This window comes from Phytomonospora endophytica (genome assembly GCF_014202425.1).
GTDB classification, from domain to species: domain Bacteria; phylum Actinomycetota; class Actinomycetes; order Mycobacteriales; family Micromonosporaceae; genus Phytomonospora; species Phytomonospora endophytica.
On the sequence record NZ_JACHGT010000015.1, the window covers coordinates 201,616 to 216,392 of the forward strand.

At 68.7% G+C, this 14,777-nt stretch carries 19 protein-coding genes and 1 tRNA gene; 17 read left to right on the forward strand and 3 right to left on the reverse strand.

What is annotated here, in order from left to right:
- Nucleotides 1-10: 10 nt before the first annotated feature.
- The 15 genes from HNR73_RS29895 (at nt 11) to HNR73_RS29965 (ending at nt 10,304) form a co-directional block, all read left to right on the forward strand.
- Nucleotides 11-466 carry a hypothetical protein gene (locus tag HNR73_RS29895; RefSeq protein ID WP_184791011.1) on the forward strand — a complete coding sequence of 152 codons (456 nt, stop codon included), beginning with the start codon at nt 11-13 and terminating at the stop codon, nt 464-466.
- A complete protein-coding gene (locus HNR73_RS29900; RefSeq protein WP_184791012.1) occupies nt 466-870 on the forward strand; it encodes a hypothetical protein in 405 nt (134 codons plus the stop codon). The genes HNR73_RS29895 and HNR73_RS29900 overlap by 1 nt, the downstream gene beginning before the upstream one ends.
- Entirely contained in the window at nt 867-1,229 is a 363-nt protein-coding gene (locus HNR73_RS29905; protein WP_184791013.1) for an RRQRL motif-containing zinc-binding protein, read from the forward strand. The genes HNR73_RS29900 and HNR73_RS29905 overlap by 4 nt, the downstream gene beginning before the upstream one ends.
- On the forward strand, nt 1,229-1,453 hold the full coding sequence (locus HNR73_RS29910; protein ID WP_184791014.1) for a hypothetical protein: 225 nt from the start codon (nt 1,229-1,231) through the stop codon (nt 1,451-1,453). The genes HNR73_RS29905 and HNR73_RS29910 overlap by 1 nt, the downstream gene beginning before the upstream one ends.
- The gene (locus HNR73_RS29915) at nt 1,450-1,677 is read left to right on the forward strand and encodes a hypothetical protein (protein WP_184791015.1); all 228 of its coding nucleotides are present in this window, start codon (nt 1,450-1,452) and stop codon (nt 1,675-1,677) included. Before HNR73_RS29910 ends, HNR73_RS29915 begins: the two co-directional genes overlap by 4 nt.
- Nucleotides 1,677-2,522, forward strand: a complete 846-nt coding sequence (locus HNR73_RS29920; RefSeq protein WP_184791016.1) for a PspC-like choline-binding domain-containing protein — start codon at nt 1,677-1,679, stop codon at nt 2,520-2,522. The genes HNR73_RS29915 and HNR73_RS29920 overlap by 1 nt, the downstream gene beginning before the upstream one ends.
- Nucleotides 2,523-2,539: 17 nt before the next feature.
- The gene (locus tag HNR73_RS29925) at nt 2,540-2,764 is read left to right on the forward strand and encodes a hypothetical protein (protein WP_184791017.1); all 225 of its coding nucleotides are present in this window, start codon (nt 2,540-2,542) and stop codon (nt 2,762-2,764) included.
- Between the two features lie 235 nt (nt 2,765-2,999).
- Nucleotides 3,000-3,338 (forward strand): plasmid transfer protein TraA, encoded by a 339-nt coding sequence (traA, locus tag HNR73_RS29930; protein WP_184791018.1) that lies wholly within the window; start codon nt 3,000-3,002, stop codon nt 3,336-3,338.
- Between the two features lie 27 nt (nt 3,339-3,365).
- Entirely contained in the window at nt 3,366-5,408 is a 2,043-nt protein-coding gene (locus HNR73_RS29935) for a P-loop NTPase family protein (protein WP_184791019.1), read from the forward strand.
- Nucleotides 5,409-5,586: 178 nt separating this feature from the next.
- On the forward strand, nt 5,587-5,829 hold the full coding sequence (locus HNR73_RS29940; RefSeq protein ID WP_184791020.1) for a hypothetical protein: 243 nt from the start codon (nt 5,587-5,589) through the stop codon (nt 5,827-5,829).
- Nucleotides 5,830-5,867: 38 nt separating this feature from the next.
- The gene (gene ssb / locus HNR73_RS29945) at nt 5,868-6,353 is read left to right on the forward strand and encodes a single-stranded DNA-binding protein (protein ID WP_184791021.1); all 486 of its coding nucleotides are present in this window, start codon (nt 5,868-5,870) and stop codon (nt 6,351-6,353) included.
- Nucleotides 6,354-6,417: 64 nt separating this feature from the next.
- Nucleotides 6,418-7,287, forward strand: a complete 870-nt coding sequence (locus tag HNR73_RS29950) for a bifunctional DNA primase/polymerase (protein WP_184791022.1) — start codon at nt 6,418-6,420, stop codon at nt 7,285-7,287.
- The gene (locus tag HNR73_RS29955; RefSeq protein ID WP_184791023.1) at nt 7,284-8,477 is read left to right on the forward strand and encodes an AAA family ATPase; all 1,194 of its coding nucleotides are present in this window, start codon (nt 7,284-7,286) and stop codon (nt 8,475-8,477) included. The genes HNR73_RS29950 and HNR73_RS29955 overlap by 4 nt, the downstream gene beginning before the upstream one ends.
- Nucleotides 8,478-8,550: 73 nt before the next feature.
- Nucleotides 8,551-8,811 (forward strand): helix-turn-helix domain-containing protein, encoded by a 261-nt coding sequence (locus tag HNR73_RS29960; protein ID WP_184791024.1) that lies wholly within the window; start codon nt 8,551-8,553, stop codon nt 8,809-8,811.
- Nucleotides 8,808-10,304 (forward strand): tyrosine-type recombinase/integrase, encoded by a 1,497-nt coding sequence (locus HNR73_RS29965; protein ID WP_184791025.1) that lies wholly within the window; start codon nt 8,808-8,810, stop codon nt 10,302-10,304. The genes HNR73_RS29960 and HNR73_RS29965 overlap by 4 nt, the downstream gene beginning before the upstream one ends.
- A gap of 104 nt (nt 10,305-10,408) precedes the next feature.
- Here HNR73_RS29965 and HNR73_RS29970 read toward each other — a convergent pair.
- From HNR73_RS29970 to HNR73_RS29980, 3 genes are all read right to left on the reverse strand, one after another.
- Nucleotides 10,409-10,483 (reverse strand) — tRNA-Arg (locus HNR73_RS29970).
- 23 nt (nt 10,484-10,506) lie between these two features.
- On the reverse strand, nt 10,507-10,668 hold the full coding sequence (locus HNR73_RS29975) for a hypothetical protein (protein ID WP_184791026.1): 162 nt from the start codon (nt 10,666-10,668) through the stop codon (nt 10,507-10,509).
- A gap of 371 nt (nt 10,669-11,039) precedes the next feature.
- Nucleotides 11,040-11,651 carry a DUF305 domain-containing protein gene (locus tag HNR73_RS29980; RefSeq protein WP_184791027.1) on the reverse strand — a complete coding sequence of 204 codons (612 nt, stop codon included), beginning with the start codon at nt 11,649-11,651 and terminating at the stop codon, nt 11,040-11,042.
- A 76-nt stretch (nt 11,652-11,727) separates the two neighbouring features.
- Here HNR73_RS29980 and argS point away from each other — a divergent pair, with 76 nt between their 5' ends.
- Together argS and lysA are read left to right on the forward strand one after the other, a co-directional pair.
- Nucleotides 11,728-13,380 (forward strand): arginine--tRNA ligase, encoded by a 1,653-nt coding sequence (gene argS / locus HNR73_RS29985; protein WP_184791028.1) that lies wholly within the window; start codon nt 11,728-11,730, stop codon nt 13,378-13,380.
- Nucleotides 13,380-14,771 carry a diaminopimelate decarboxylase gene (lysA, locus tag HNR73_RS29990; protein ID WP_184791029.1) on the forward strand — a complete coding sequence of 464 codons (1,392 nt, stop codon included), beginning with the start codon at nt 13,380-13,382 and terminating at the stop codon, nt 14,769-14,771. The genes argS and lysA overlap by 1 nt, the downstream gene beginning before the upstream one ends.
- The last annotated feature ends 6 nt before the right edge of the window (nt 14,772-14,777 follow it).

Sequence of the window (14,777 nt, forward strand, 5' to 3'; positions counted from 1 at the left end):
GGACTCGAAGATGTCCCTCAACCGCTATAACCCGGTCGCGAAGGTCGCCCGCGCGCTCTGCCGTCGCCGCTGCGGGACCAACGCAGCGTCGGTCGGCATGATCGGCCGCGTGGCCTGCGGCGCCCACTGGGAGCAGGCGATTCGCAATGATGAGCGCGTCGCGGTCGAGCACGACCTTCCGCCGGCGCCGCAGGATCCCGACCTGATCGACGACATCGCCGTTGAGGCGGCGATGACGGGTAAGCCGGTCAGCCTCACCCGCGCCGAACAGCGCGAGGCGGCCCGTCGCCTCCAGGCCGACGGCCTGTCCCTGAATGTGATCGCGATGCGCCTCCGGCTGAGCCACGCGGTCTTGACCGCGATCCTCGCTAGCGCCGACGGCACCGACCGCGACGTTTCGGTGCTGGCTACGGCGAACGCGTTCCACGCCGAGTGCGCCGCTTCGACCCTTGCGGCGGTGGCGTGATGAGCGACTATTTCGAGCAGTACGGCTGGACTCGCGCCGAGGTCGTTGACGCGCTGCGGGACTCCGCCGATGGCGACTTGCTCGCCATGGCCGCGCTCGACCTGATCATCGGCCACGGGATGTGGCTCAAGCGGACCGAGTTCCTCGACTGCATCGATATCGACGACGAACACGACGCGCCGATGTGGGCTTCGATCGACTGGCCTCGCGCCGTCGGCGTCTACACCCCGTGCTCGGGCAGCGAACGCACGATCCTGCGCATCGCCGCCTCCCTCGCGACACGGCAAGTGGAGATCTCCTTCGCTCTGGTCTCCGGCCTCGACGCCACCAACACCCGCCTGGTCATGAACGCCATCGCGGCCGCCACCGGCCACCGTGACCTGATCCGCGGTGAGCAGTCGTGAGGGCCTGGGACTACGACCCCGACGGCTCTCGCCATGGCGGGATGCCCACCTATCCCTACCGCATGGCGCCGACTGGCCTCGCGACGCGCCGCCAGCTCGCCGCGCTCAAGCTCACCCCGGGCACGTCCGAACCGGCCGCGCAGCTCGTCTGGCGACGTGGCGAGCGGAAGGCGTACCTGTTCCACATCGACCGCGCGAAGCCGAAGCGCGAGGCGACGCCGGCGCAACTCGCCGCGCTCGGTCGGGCGATGAAAGTCCGCCGGACCTGCGACATGTGCGGGACCGAGCAGCCGTACTGCGTCTCGCGCAAGTACGAGGCGTGCAACCCGTGCATCGACACGTGGATGGCGGTCGCGTGATGGCCACGCCCACGATTGCCGCCGCTTACCAGCGCGCCGCCTTCCAGCCTGCCGACGTGCGTTTCGCCGCCGGAACCGGGCTCGCCTGCCCCATGGACGACGCGCCCCTGATCCCGACCCGCACCGGCTGGACCTGCCGGACCTGCGCCGCCACGTGGGACTTCCACGGCCAGCACGGCACCTGGAACACCCTCACCCACTCTCGAACGGAGAACACCCGATGACCTACGCCCCGAACACCGTCACCATCAAGCTCCGCTGGGACCTCGAAACCCGCACGTACCCGACCCACGTCTTCAAGGCGCCGACGTACGAAGTCGATCGACTGTTCGCCGCCGTCAACGACCCCAAGGTGCGCTACATCGTCATCGCCGACGACGAAGGCGGTCGTCGCAGCATTCGCGTGGCGAACATCGACGAGATCCACACCGACGGCGGTGATTCCTGATGATGGGCACCGACGCCAAGTCCGCGACGAGCGGCCGCGGCTGGGCTCGCTTCGGGTTCGTCGTCGGTGTCGTCGCCTCGGTCGCCGCGAACATCGCGCACGGCTTCATTCCGCCGGCCGATGCCGTAACGGGCTGGACGCCGTCGTACGGGTCGATCGCCGCCGCCGCGTTCTGGCCGCTCGCGCTGGTCATCTCCGTTGAGGTGATCTCCCGAGTTCTGTGGCCGGAAGGGAAGGGATGGGCGGTCCTGCGGTTCGGGGGAGTCTCGGTCGTGGCGCTGATCGCGGCCGTTATCTCGTACCAGCACCTTCACGGCCTCCTGGTCGCCTACGGCGAGACCGGGATCGGCGCGCTGATCGGGCCGCTCGCCGTCGACGGGCTCATGGCCGTGTGTTCCGGTGCGCTCGTGGCGCTGTCCCGGGCACAGCGCGCGGTCGTCGAACAGCCTGCCGCCGAGGTTCAGTCCGAAGCCGGACCGGTCGGTGATGCCGCGACGCCGGTACACGCCGAAGCTCCGCTGACGTCCGATGTACCGGGGAAGCAGCGGCGAACCGCCAAACCTGCCGCACGCCGTACCGCCTCGCAGCGCGACGACCGTACCGACGCCGAACTCCTGGCCATGCTCGCCGAGATGCCGCGCAACGCCAACGGAACAGTCTCGGTCCGCGACGCAAAGGCCGCACTCAAGCCCTGCGGCACCGACCGCGCCCGACGCCTCCTGAGCGAAGCCAGCCTCCTCGACTCGAAGCCGACCCCATCGCCCGAGCCGCAGCCCGCACCCACTACCCCGACAGAGATCCCCGCCGACACCGAGCCGCGCGAGCTGGCTCCACAAGCCGCCTGACCGGGAAGGACACCGCCATGAGCAACGGGCAGACCAAAACCGAGTACCTCTACCACGTCGCCTACAACTTCGCGGCAGACAACGGCCTCTCCGGCTTCGGAGACATCACCCTCGACCTAGCCAACCCGATCGACAGCGGCCCCGCCATCGCGGCGGTGAGCAACTACATCCGTGATCGGCACCGGTTCCACAAGGTGGTCGTACTGAACTTCCAGCTCCTGTCCGGCCCGGTGAACCGGTGATGGCCACGGTTCCGGGCGCCTCCCCGCAACTTGTCCAAGGACTCGGTCACCGCATCCGTACCGGGTACACCGGCCCGACGCCGTATCTCACCTGTCCGCGCAGTGCTCCGTGCCGTTCCTGCCGCACGGCCACCCACTTCCGTGACCGCACCGAGACCCCGCAATGCCCGCCGTGTCGTGAGGCGAACCTCGCGGCAGCCATCAACCCCGACCCGACCACAAGGGAGGTACACCAGTGAACCTCGATGACGAGTTCGAATCGGCCGCCGCGGTCCGCGAGTACTGCGACAAGGTACGAGCGGTCACCCACCGGATGGGCGTTGAACTGTCCATCGCCAGCGAGGAACTCAACGCCGCTCTGCGCGAGATCCCCGGCAACGTGCTCGCCTTCGGGCTCGACACCCGGTACCGCGCCAAGCAGGTCTCGAAGCACTTGGAGCACGCCGCCGACGCGCAGAAGGAATGCGCCGCCGCCGCGGTCCGGACCTACGCGGCGTTCCGCCGGCACTTCCGCGGTGAGCTGGAACTCGCCAACGGCAAGCAGCCGAAGCGGCACTTCAGCTTCAAGGACTAGCCCGAACCTCAGATGGGAGGAAAGACCATGCGACGCAACAAGACGAAGGCCGTTGAGGCCGAGGTGATCGACGAAAGCGGCAAGACCGTCAAGTATGGGATCGCGCACTTGCTGCCCTACCTGCCGCCGTGGGGTCTGGCCGTGGCGGTGGGAATCGTCGGTGTCATCGCCCACCTCCTGTGGGGCGACTCGCCCGTCGGGATGGGTGCAGCGTCGGCGGGCATCACGCTCGCCGGGGTCGCGGTCACCGCGATGGCCTGGCGCGCCGGCGCCGCCCGCGGAGCCATGACTCAGATCCACGCCACGATCTCGATCGGTCTGGCCGTGCTGTGGGTGCTCGCCGCGCTCATCACCGGCCCCGGTCGCCCGGTCGCCGACATTTGGCTGATCGGCGCGTCTACGGTGGCCGTGACCTGGAACATCCGCAAGGGTCTGCGCGGCGGCGGCGACGGGTCCGGGTGGGCGGAGTTCGCCACTTCGACGAAGCTTGCCAAGGCCCGCGTCCAGCACCCGACCATCAACGGCGCCCAGGTTGGCGCCGACCTCGCACTCGCGCCCGGCCAGACCATCGCCGACGTGCAGGGCGAGACCGGGCGCATTGCCTCGGCGCTTCGCGTCCCGGCCAACGCCGTGCGCGTCGTCGCTGACCCCGACGACGCCTCGCGCGGCACGATGACCGTGACCACGATGGACATGCTCCGTCAGCGGGTTGCCTGGCCGGGACCGTCGGCGGTCGGCGGCTCGATTGCCCGCCCGATCCCCGTCGGCACCCGCGAAGACGGCACGCTCGCGCAGTTCTGGCTGCCCGGCGACCCCAAGGCTGGACGCAACGCCACCCTGCTGCTCATCAATGGCATGGCCGGGTCCGGCAAGACCAAGGGAACCCAGATCGCTGTCAACGAGATTGCCTCGCGCCACGACGCCGCCGTCATCGCCTGCGACCCGGTCAAGAGCGACCAATCGCTCCTGCCCGTCCGCGGTGCCCTGGCTGGCGCTGTCACAACCATGGCAGGCGCCAAGGCCCTGATCACCCGGATTCGGGACGCTGCCCGCTACCGCGCCGGCGAACTCGGACGCCGCGGCTACGGGGAATGGGTTGAGGGTTGCGGCCTGCCTTACCTGGTGTTCTGGCTCGAAGAGGCCGCCGCCTACCTTCCCGGATCCGACCGCTTCGCCGAGGTCGCCCGCGAGATCCGCTCTACCGGTCTCGGTCTGATGGTCTCGCTCCAGCGGACCACTCACCGGGGCATGCACACCGACGCCCGCCAGCAGTTCGGCGGCGGATGGTGCTTCGGCGTTGACGACCTCGACGATGCCACGTACGTCCTGTCCGACCACACCATCGACGCCGGCGCCCGACCCGACGTGTGGGGAACCCGCAAGCCCGGGTGCTCTTACCTCGAAGCCCCCGGCATCCCGGAGGAGTACTGGGCCATGCCGATGCGCACCTTCGATGCCGCCGACGACGTGCTCAAGCGCGGTGCCGAGATGGCCGTCCCCACCGCCGTCGACGCCGGAACCGCGAAGATCCTCGGCGACGTCCTCGACGCTCCGACCACCAGCACGGCCGTGGTCGCCGCGCCCGTCACCGCCGTGGTCCCGACCGTTCAGATCCCGCGCCAGCGCGATTCCGAGACCGCGTCGGTCGACGTCCCCAACCCCTTCACCGGGTCCATCGACGAACTCGCCAGCGATATCGACGGCGACGACCTTGACGAGCACGCCATGACTATGCCCAGCAACCCCGAGCCCGGGTTCCTCGACGACGTCGACACCTCCGCTGAGATCCCCGCCGATGACGAAGACCTCACGCTCGCCGCCAGCGGCGTGCGCTCCCCGGCGCTGTCGCCGCGCGACGCCGAAGCCGCGCTCGTCAAGCACCTCAACGAGCTGTTCGACACCGGCCACCCGCACGTTTCCCCCGCCAAACTCGCCGAACTGCGACGCGGAATCGGTCGCTCGCGGACCTGGTTCAGCCGCAAACTCGCCGACTTCGCCGACGCCGGCGCGCTCAACCCGACCGGCGAGTCGGGCACCTACGAGCTCGTCGCGCGCATCACGACGACGTGACGCGCGGGTGTGCGCACACCTGTGTGCGCACACCCGCCGGGTCTGAGCGCGCCCTACGCGCGGGCGCGAGAAAACCCTGTGCGCACGCGTGCGCACACCCCACAACCCCGCTCATCCCTGCCTTCCGCACACCTCACGCCACTTACACACAGTCACCGCACATGAACAGGAGAACGTCATGGAGTTCATCTCGATCTGGACCGCCCGCATCGGCCTGGCAACCCTCGCCGCCGGATCCCTCGCCTTCCTCCTCGGCATCGCCACGGGCACCCCAACCCTTCTCGTTACCGGACTGGCCGCCGTCGGCCTGAGCTTCGCCACGTGCTCGATCGCCATGAAGCTCCACCGGATCGAACCCCGCCCGCGCACGCGGCCCGCCAGGAGTGCCGACGACACCAAGGGCCACGGCCTCGCCGCCTGACCGCAAACCCCGAACCGACCACACGAAGGAGAACCGCAATGTCCGGCGAAACCACCCTCACCATCATCGGCAACCTCACCCGCGACCCCGAGATCCGCTTCCTCGAAGGGGGCGCCGCCCTCTGCAAATTCGCCATCGCCTCAACCCCGCGCCGCTACGACGCCAAGACCAACAAGTGGGCAGACGGCGAACCCGTCTTCATGGACATCACCGCCTGGCGCGACCTCGCCGAGCACGTCGCCGACTCCCTCTCGAAAGGCGACCGCGTCATCGTCACCGGCGTCTTGAAGCTCGACCGCTGGCAGACCCCCGAAGGCGACAACCGCCAGAAGATGACCCTCACCGCCGAGGAAGTCGGCCCCTCCTTGAAATGGGCCAGCGCCAAGCCGGTCAAGGCGACACGCACGACCCCGGGAGGCGTCGACCTCGACGACCCCTGGGCCAAGGCCAGTCCCAAGCGACCCGGCCGCGAGACGGTCGGCGCCGCGGCGGGCAACGCCTTCGCCGACGAACCGCCGTTCTAGCCGCCCGTGCCCGGCGCGGTGAACACCGCGCCGGGCACCCCATCGACCCAGAACGGAGACCGCCGTGAGACTGCTTGACCACGCCCTCGCCGCCGCCGACCGCGGCTGGCACGTCATCCCGCTCGTCCCCGGGGCCAAACGACCGGCCGTCCGCTCGTGGGAGAGCCGCGCGACGACCGACCCCGCCCGCATCACCCGATGCTGGAACGCCGGGGATTGGAACATCGGCATCGCCTGCGGCCCGAGCAGCCTGATCGTCATTGACCTCGACATGCCCAAACCCGACCACGTCTGGCCCGCAGAATGGGCACTCCTGGCGGTCAACGGCGTCGACGTCTTCGACACCCTCACCGCCCAAGCCGGACATCCCAGCCCGATCGACACCTTCACCGTCACCACCCCCAGCGGCGGGCGGCACCTCTACTTCAACCCGCCGCCCGGCGAGGCGCTGCGGAACACGACGGGCTCACTCGGACCGCTCATCGACACTCGCGCCGCCGGTGGCTACGTCGTCGCCCCCGGCTCGACCATCGACGGACGCGCCTACGCCGTCGAATACGAAGGGAGCGTCGCAGATCTGCCCGCGTGGCTGGCGAAGGCGCTCACCCCGCGCCCCACACCCGCACCGACGGCTCTCCCCGTGCCTGTCGGCCTCGACCGCGCCAGCGCCTACGTGCGCGCCGCCGTCAACGCCGAACTCGCGCACATCCACAATTCCGCGAGCCACAAGCACAACGTCAACCTGTGGGCCGCCGCCGTCGCCCTCGGCCAACTCGTGGCCGGAGGCGAACTCGATCACGACGACACCTTCCGTCGGCTCGTAGACGCCGGCGTCGCCGTCGGACAGTCCATCCTGGAAGCACGCGGCACCGTGGCATCTGGAATGCGCCGCGGCGCGAAGCGTCCCCGCTCGATCAACCGAGACGCAGCATGACCGGTGTCCTACCGGCCTTCGTGCCGGTCGAGTTGCCCGGACCCCTCAACGGGTCTGGGCGGCCCGGCCGCGTTGTCGAAGAGCCGCCCTTCGGCCCCTACGAGGAACCGGTGTGGGTTCCGAAGATGGAAACCATCAGCGCTGCCGAGTTGCAGACGATGGAGTTCCCGGAGCCGAACTGGGCGATTCCCGGCCTGCTCCCCGAGGGACTGACCTTGTTCGCCGGGAGCCCGAAGCTCGGCAAGAGCTGGTTCGTCTACGGCGCCGGACTGCACATCGCCGCCGGAATGCCCGTGCTCGGAGACATCGAAGCCGAGCAAGGCCCTGTGCTCTACCTCGCGCTTGAGGACACGCTTCGACGCCTCCAGGGCCGCATGAACTCGATCCTCGGCGGCACCCAAGCACCCAAAGACTTCTACTCCACGACCAAGTGCCCGCCGTTCGGATCGGGCGGCGAGGAAGAGCTTCATTACTGGCTTGGCAAGCACCCCGGCACGCGCTTGGTCATCATCGACACATTCGTGAAAATGCGCGCTGAGACGCGGAGTTCGGCGAGCGTCTACGAAGCGGACTATCACGCCGCCGACCGGATCAAACAGATCGCCGACGCTCATCAGGTCGCGATCGTCGTTGTTCACCACACGCGGAAGATGTCGGCCACCGACTTCCAAGACACGGTCTCCGGATCGAACGGGCTCGCGGGCGCGGCCGACGCGACCTTGGTTCTGGACCGTGCCCGGACCGCGAATCACGGAACCCTGTCGCTGACTGGTCGAGACGTCGAGGAAAGCGCGCTTGCGCTGGTCTTCGACCCCGAGACCGGTCTCTGGGGATACGACGACGTCCCCGCCGGCGACAACGACCTCACCGCCACACAACTCGACATCACGCGGTACCTGCGGTCGAACCCTGACACCAGTCCGAAGGACATCGCCGAAGCTCTCGGACTCAAGCCCGACAGCGTGCGAACCACCTGCCGCCGGATGGCTGAAAAGGGCCACCTCGCCGTCGATGCATCCAGTCGGTACCCCGTCTATCGCGCCGCCCGTGAGGCGGACGGGGGAGAGGGACGGTCCTTGTCCCTCTTGTCCCCCTGTCCCTCTGGCTCACCTGACCAGGGAGAACGTCACCCACACAAAGGGACAGCAGAGGGACAACCCTCGCCCGCTGTCCCGCAGACCGAAGTTTGAACTGCGGACCCGGCGCCCGAGCCTCGAAGAACGTTCGCCGGGTCTGCACTCCACAGATAGGAGTAGGCCCATCATGCCCCGCAACACGACCGCCGCGGCTCATGCCTCACCCGAACGCGGGTGGTTGACAGTCGAACAGATCCTCGCCGAACTCGGTATCCCACGCCGGACCTGGCAGGAATGGCGGACCTGCAAGCACAAGACCAACCCCGCCCACCGTCACGAGCCCTGCCACTGCACCCCGAAGCTCTACAAGCTCCCGAACGGCAAGTTCCGAGTCAAGCGCTCCGACTTCGACCGCTGGCTCAGCGCACTTGAGGAGGCCGCCGCGTGAACACGAGCCACGACGTCAGCATTTACAAGGTCGAGCACCGTAAGGACAGCAGAAGACGGCCCTATCGAGTCCGTTGGAGGGTTGCCGGCGCGCCCAAGCCCTTCTGGGAGCAGTTCGCCAAGGAGAGGCAAGCGGAGAACTTCCGTTCGGGCCTTGTCGCGGCCACGGACCGAGGGGAAGCGTTCGACGTCGACAGCGGGTATCCGGTGTCCATCGCGGCCAAGCGACTTGAGGAGGCCAAACGCGCCAACGCGGTCTCGACCTACGTGCACTTTGTGGAGTACATCGACCACAAGTGGCCGGTGTCGGCGGGCAACCGCCGCAAGGCTCTCGCCGAAGTTCTCACCGACGTCATGTGCCACCTTCTGCCGGATCGACCGGATCGACCCTCAGAGAGCGTGTTGCGTCGTGCGTTGTTCCGGCGCGCTTTCAACACACGCGACCGCAACCTCGCTCTGCCGAAGAACGCGAGCGACGCTGAGCGCTTCGTCGAACAGGAGCTTGGTGACGTCGTCACCTGGGTCAAGACTCACGCGCCGCCGCTGACGGTGCTGACCGATCTGGCCGCGCTGCGGAAGCTCCTGGATGCCATGGCGCGACTCCAGAACGGGAAGTCCGCCTCGCCGGCGTACTTCTCGAAGCGTCGCCGCATTCTGTACAACCTCTTCAAGTTCGCCGTGACCAACAAGCACCTGACCGCCGTCCCGCTGGATGATCCGGACCTCAAGTGGGTGAAGCCGTCGGACTTCGAGGTAGAGGACGCCATTGATCCCCGTTCGGTCGGCAATGTCGATCAGGTCGAACGGATGCTCACCGCCGTGTCCTATGTCGGGCGCACTCAGGGGCCGCGGTTCGTGGCATTCTTCGCGTGCGTGTTCTACGCCATGGCCCGCCCCGAAGAGGTCGCTGACCTTCGCAAGGACCAGTGCGAGCTACCAGAGAAGGGCTGGGGCCGGTTGCTGTTCGCCGGCGCCGCCGCTGTACCCGGAGCAGCATGGACCGACGATGGCGAAGCGCACGAGCTACGAGCGCTCAAGCACCGGTCGCGGTCGGCCGTGCGGATCGTGCCCATTCCACCCCGGCTCGTGACGCTGCTGCGACAGCACATCGAGACCTTCAAGGTCGCCGCCGACGGGCGCCTGTTCCGGACGATCAATCGAGGGCGCATCCTGCCGTCCACCTGGTGGCGAGTGTGGAGCAAGGCACGCGACTACGGGTTGTCTCCGATCGACCGGGCTTCGCTGCTGCTCAAGTGGGCATACCTCCTGCGAGCGTCTGGTGTTACCGCCCGCCTCTACGCCGGTGTGCCTGACCGCCAGGTCGCCGAGTGGGCAGGACACAGCGTCGAAGTTCTTCAGCGGGTGTACTCACGGATTCTCGAAGGCTTCGACACCAAATGGCACAGCAAGATGGACGGCGTCTTCGGTGGCGACGGTCCCGACGAAGCCGAAGACCCGGATCCCGGACAGTCCCCGGACACGCCACGGACATGAACAGCCGCTTCTGACCGCCATTCCCCGCACCCACCCGCACACGCCAAAAAACCCCGCCTCCCAGTGTTCGCACTGCTCAGGCGGGGTTTTTGCTGGTCTTTGGCTGGTGCCCCCGGCAGGATTCGAACCTGCGCACACGCCTCCGGAGGGCGATGCTCTATCCCCTGAGCTACGGGGGCTCGGGACCAGACGAGATTACCAGTCAGGCCGCCGTGCCCGCCGCTGGGTATCCCTCGGCGCTCTGCCCGCTCCCGTAGTCGTCGTACTTGTCCTGTTCGGCCTTGTCGCGGAGCCAGTTGAGGCCCCAGAGGATGGCCAGGACCAGCAGGATGATGCCGACGATCACGGCGATGGTCGCCAGCACGCGGTTGAGCTTGATGAAGCCGGTTTCGGCTTGGGGGCGGGGCGACGGGCCGCTCGCGGGTGGTGTCGGGACCGACCGTTGTCTGGGGACTGCGGGGGTGGGGGGCGGGCCGATGCGCGGGGGTTCGTGGGACCTTTCGCGCGGTGGCGACGGTGTCCAGCCATGTTGCGGTGTCGGGGCCTCGTGGTGGGGGGCCGGGGGTGGGGGTCCCCAGAGTGGGGGTGGCGCGCCGACGCGCGGCAGCTCTTCCGTTGCCGACTCGACGGGGGCGTTGGGCGGCCATGCGTCGGGTGGGGGTGGCGTCGGGGCCGGGCGGCGGGGCGGCCACGAGTCGGGAGGCGGGGGGTGGGGGTAGTTCATGGTCTGGCTTCCTAGGCTTGGGCCCCGAGCGCGGTCAGCTTGTCGCGGAGCGCGTCTATCTCGCTTTGCTGCCCGTTCTTCATGACCTGTGCGAGGTGCGTCACCCGAGTATCGTCCGTACGGGCCAGTACCGCATCGGCCATGTGGACACCGCCGAGATGGTGCTGGATCATCAGCTCCGCGAAGAGGACGTCCGCTTCCTTACCCCTGGCCGCGTCGAGCGCGGCGAGATCCTCCGGCGACGCCATGCCGGGCATGCGGCCGTCGACGAGGGTCATCTCGCCGTCCATCCACTCCATCGCCGGCTCGGTACTCGTCGGGTTCAGCCCCCAGTCCGACAACCAGGTCTGCATGATGCCGATCTGCGCCTGCTGCGTCAGCCCGATGTCGTACCCGAAGCGCCGCATGTCCGGGTCCTCACCGTTGCGGTACTCCATCATCCCCATGTTCACCGCCTGCGCGTGGTGCCCGATCATGTCGCGGGCGAAGCCCGCCTCGGCGGAGTCGTCGGCGTAGGACGCGGGCTGCGCGAGGGTGACGCCGACGGCCGCTCCCACGAGCAGTGCCACCACGACGGCGAGCGCGAGGGTGATCAGCGGACGCTGCCGCAGGTGCTGTCGCATCGGTTCCTCTACGGGTTCGGGGCACGCGGGGGTATTCGCGTCGCGGCCCCGAGAATAGCGCGGATACCATGACCGGGTGACTCCCGAGATGCTCGCCGAACACGTACTCACCGCTGCTCAGGCGGCCTTTGCCGCCCTGGAACTCGACTCCTCCGCGCTGCCTTCGAGCACCACGGTCGAGCGACCCCGCCAGCCGGAGCACGGTGACTACGCCTCGACGCTGTGTCTCCAGCTCGCCAAGAAGGTCGGGCGCCCGCCGCGGGCGCTCGCCGAGGCCATCGCCGCCGAGCTCACCAAGACCGACGGGATCGCCTCGGTCGACATCGCGGGCCCCGGCTTCCTCAACATCCGTCTCGACGCCTCCGCGACCGGCCAGATCGCCGGTTCGGTCGTCGCCGCGGGTGACGGCTACGGCAGCGTCGAGGCCTTCGCGGGTCAGCGGCTGAACCTGGAGTTCGTCTCGGCGAACCCGACCGGACCCGTCCACATCGGCGGCGTTCGCTGGGCGGCGGTCGGCGACGCGCTCGGCCGGATCCTCAAGTTCGCCGGCGCCGAGGTCACCACCGAGTACTACTTCAACGACGCCGGCGCGCAGATCGACCACTTCTCCGCCTCCCTCCTGGCCGCCGCGAAGGGCGAGCCGACGCCGGAGAACGGCTACAAGGGCGAGTACATCGCCGAGCTGGCCGCCACGATCGTCGAGGCGAACCCCGACTGGGCCTCGAAGGACGACCCGCGGGAGTTCTTCCGCGTCGAGGGCATCACGCTGATGTTCGCCGAGGTGAAGAAGTCCCTCGCCGACTTCGGCACGCACTTCGACGTCTACTTCAACGAGCGCGACCTGCACGTCAAGGGTGAGCTCGACCGGGCCCTCGGCCGGCTGCGCGAGCAGGGCAACATCTACGAGAAGGACGGCGCCGTCTGGCTGCGGTCGAGCGACTACGGCGACGACAAGGACCGCGTCATCGTCCGCTCGAACGGCTCCTGGACCTACTTCGCCGCCGACTGCGCCTACTACCTCGACAAGCGTGAGCGCGGCTTCGACAAGGTCGTCATCATGCTCGGCGCCGACCACCACGGCTACATCGGCCGCATGAAGGCGATGGTCTCCTGCTTCGGCGACGACCCCGCGCAGACCCTGGAGATCCTCATCGGCCAGATGGTGAACCTCCTCCGCGACGGTCAGCCCCTGAAGCTGAGCAAGCGCGCGGGCACGATCATCACCATCGACGACGTCGTCGACGCGATCGGCGTCGACGCCAGCCGCTACGCCCTGGCGCGCTACTCCAGCGACTCCACGATCGACCTCGACCTCGACCTGTGGGCGCGCAAGTCCAACGACAACCCGGTCTTCTACGTGCAGTACGCCCACGCGCGGATCAACACGCTGCTGGGCAACGCCGCCGATCTCGGCGCCGAACTGACCGACACCTACGACGCCGCCCTCCTCGCGCACCCGCGGGAAGGCGACCTCCTCAAGGCCCTCGGCGAGTTCCCCGCGGTCGTCACCACGTCCGCCGAACTCCGCGAACCCCACCGGGTCGCGCGGTACCTGGAAGACCTCGCCGGCGCCTACCACCGTTTCTACGACGCCTGCCGGGTCCTCCCGCGCGGCGACGAGGAGTTCACCGAGACGGGACGCGCGCGACTGTGGCTGATGAAGGCCACGCAGGTCGTGCTGGCCAACGGCCTGCGTCTGCTCGGCGTCTCCGCACCGGAAAGGATGTAATGCGCGCGCACGAAGCGGGCGCCATGCACGCGGAGGCGGCGCAGCCCGCTCCCGCGTGGCTGCGCGAGCCCGAAGACGTCAACATTCTTCTCCCGCAGTTGTGGGCGAAGACCGTCCGGCGAGACGACGAGGGGGTCCTGGAGGTCGGCGGTGTGCCGGTCACCGAACTGGCCGCCGAGTTCGGCACGCCCGCCTACATCCTCGACGAGGCCGACTTCCGGGCCCGCCTGCGCGAGTACCGCGACGCCTTCACCGGCGCCGACGTCTACTACGCCGGGAAGTCCTTCCTGTGCAAGGCCGTCGTCCGCTGGGTCGACGAGGAGGGCCTGTGCCTCGACGTGTGCAGCGGCGGCGAACTCGCCGTGGCCCTGTCGGTGGGTTTCCCGCCTGAGCGCATGGGCCTGCACGGCAACAACAAGTCCGTCGCGGAGCTGACCCGGGCCGTCGAGGCCGGTGTCGGGCGGATCGTCGTCGACTCCGGCCACGAGATCGACCGGCTCACCGCGATCGCCCGCGAGCGCGGGGTCCGCCCGAAGGTCCTCATCCGCACGAAGGTCGGCGTCGAGGCGCACACGCACGCCTACATCGCCACCGCGCACGAGGACCAGAAGTTCGGCCTGTCGCTGCCGGCGGCGGCCGACGCGGCCCGCAAGATCCTCACCGAGGGTGTCCTCGACCTGCGCGGCCTGCACTCGCACATCGGTTCGCAGATCTTCGACACCTCCGCCTTCGAGGTCGCCGCCCGCCGTGTCCTGGGCCTGCAGGCCGAGATCCGCGACGAGCACGGCGTCGAGCTCCCCGAACTCGACCTCGGCGGCGGCTACGGCATGGCCTACACCACGCAGGACGACCCGATCGCGCCCGCCGAGATCGCCGACCACCTGCGCAAGATCGTCGACCACGAGTGCTCGGCCTACGACCTGGCCACCCCCCACCTGTCGGTCGAGCCCGGCCGGGCGATCTCCGGCCCGTCGACGTTCACGCTCTACGAGGTCGGCACGGTCAAGCACGTCGATCTCGACTTCGGCGCCAGCCGCGCCTACGTCAGCGTCGACGGGGGCATGAGCGACAACATCCGCACCGCCCTGTACGACGCGAACTACTCCGCGACGCTCGCGTCGCGGGTCTCCGAGACGGCCCCGCTCCTCGCCCGCGTGGTGGGAAAACATTGCGAGGCCGGAGACATTGTTGTTAAGGATGAGTTCCTGCCGGCGGACGTCTCGCCGGGAGATTTGATCGCCGTGCCGGGAACCGGGGCCTACAGCCGGAGCATGGCGAGCAACTACAACCATGTCCCGCGACCACCGGTGCTCGCGGTGCACGACGGCGCCGCGCGGGTGATCGTGCGGCGGGAGACCGAAGAGGACCTGCTGCGGCTCGACGTCGGCTGAGCCGGA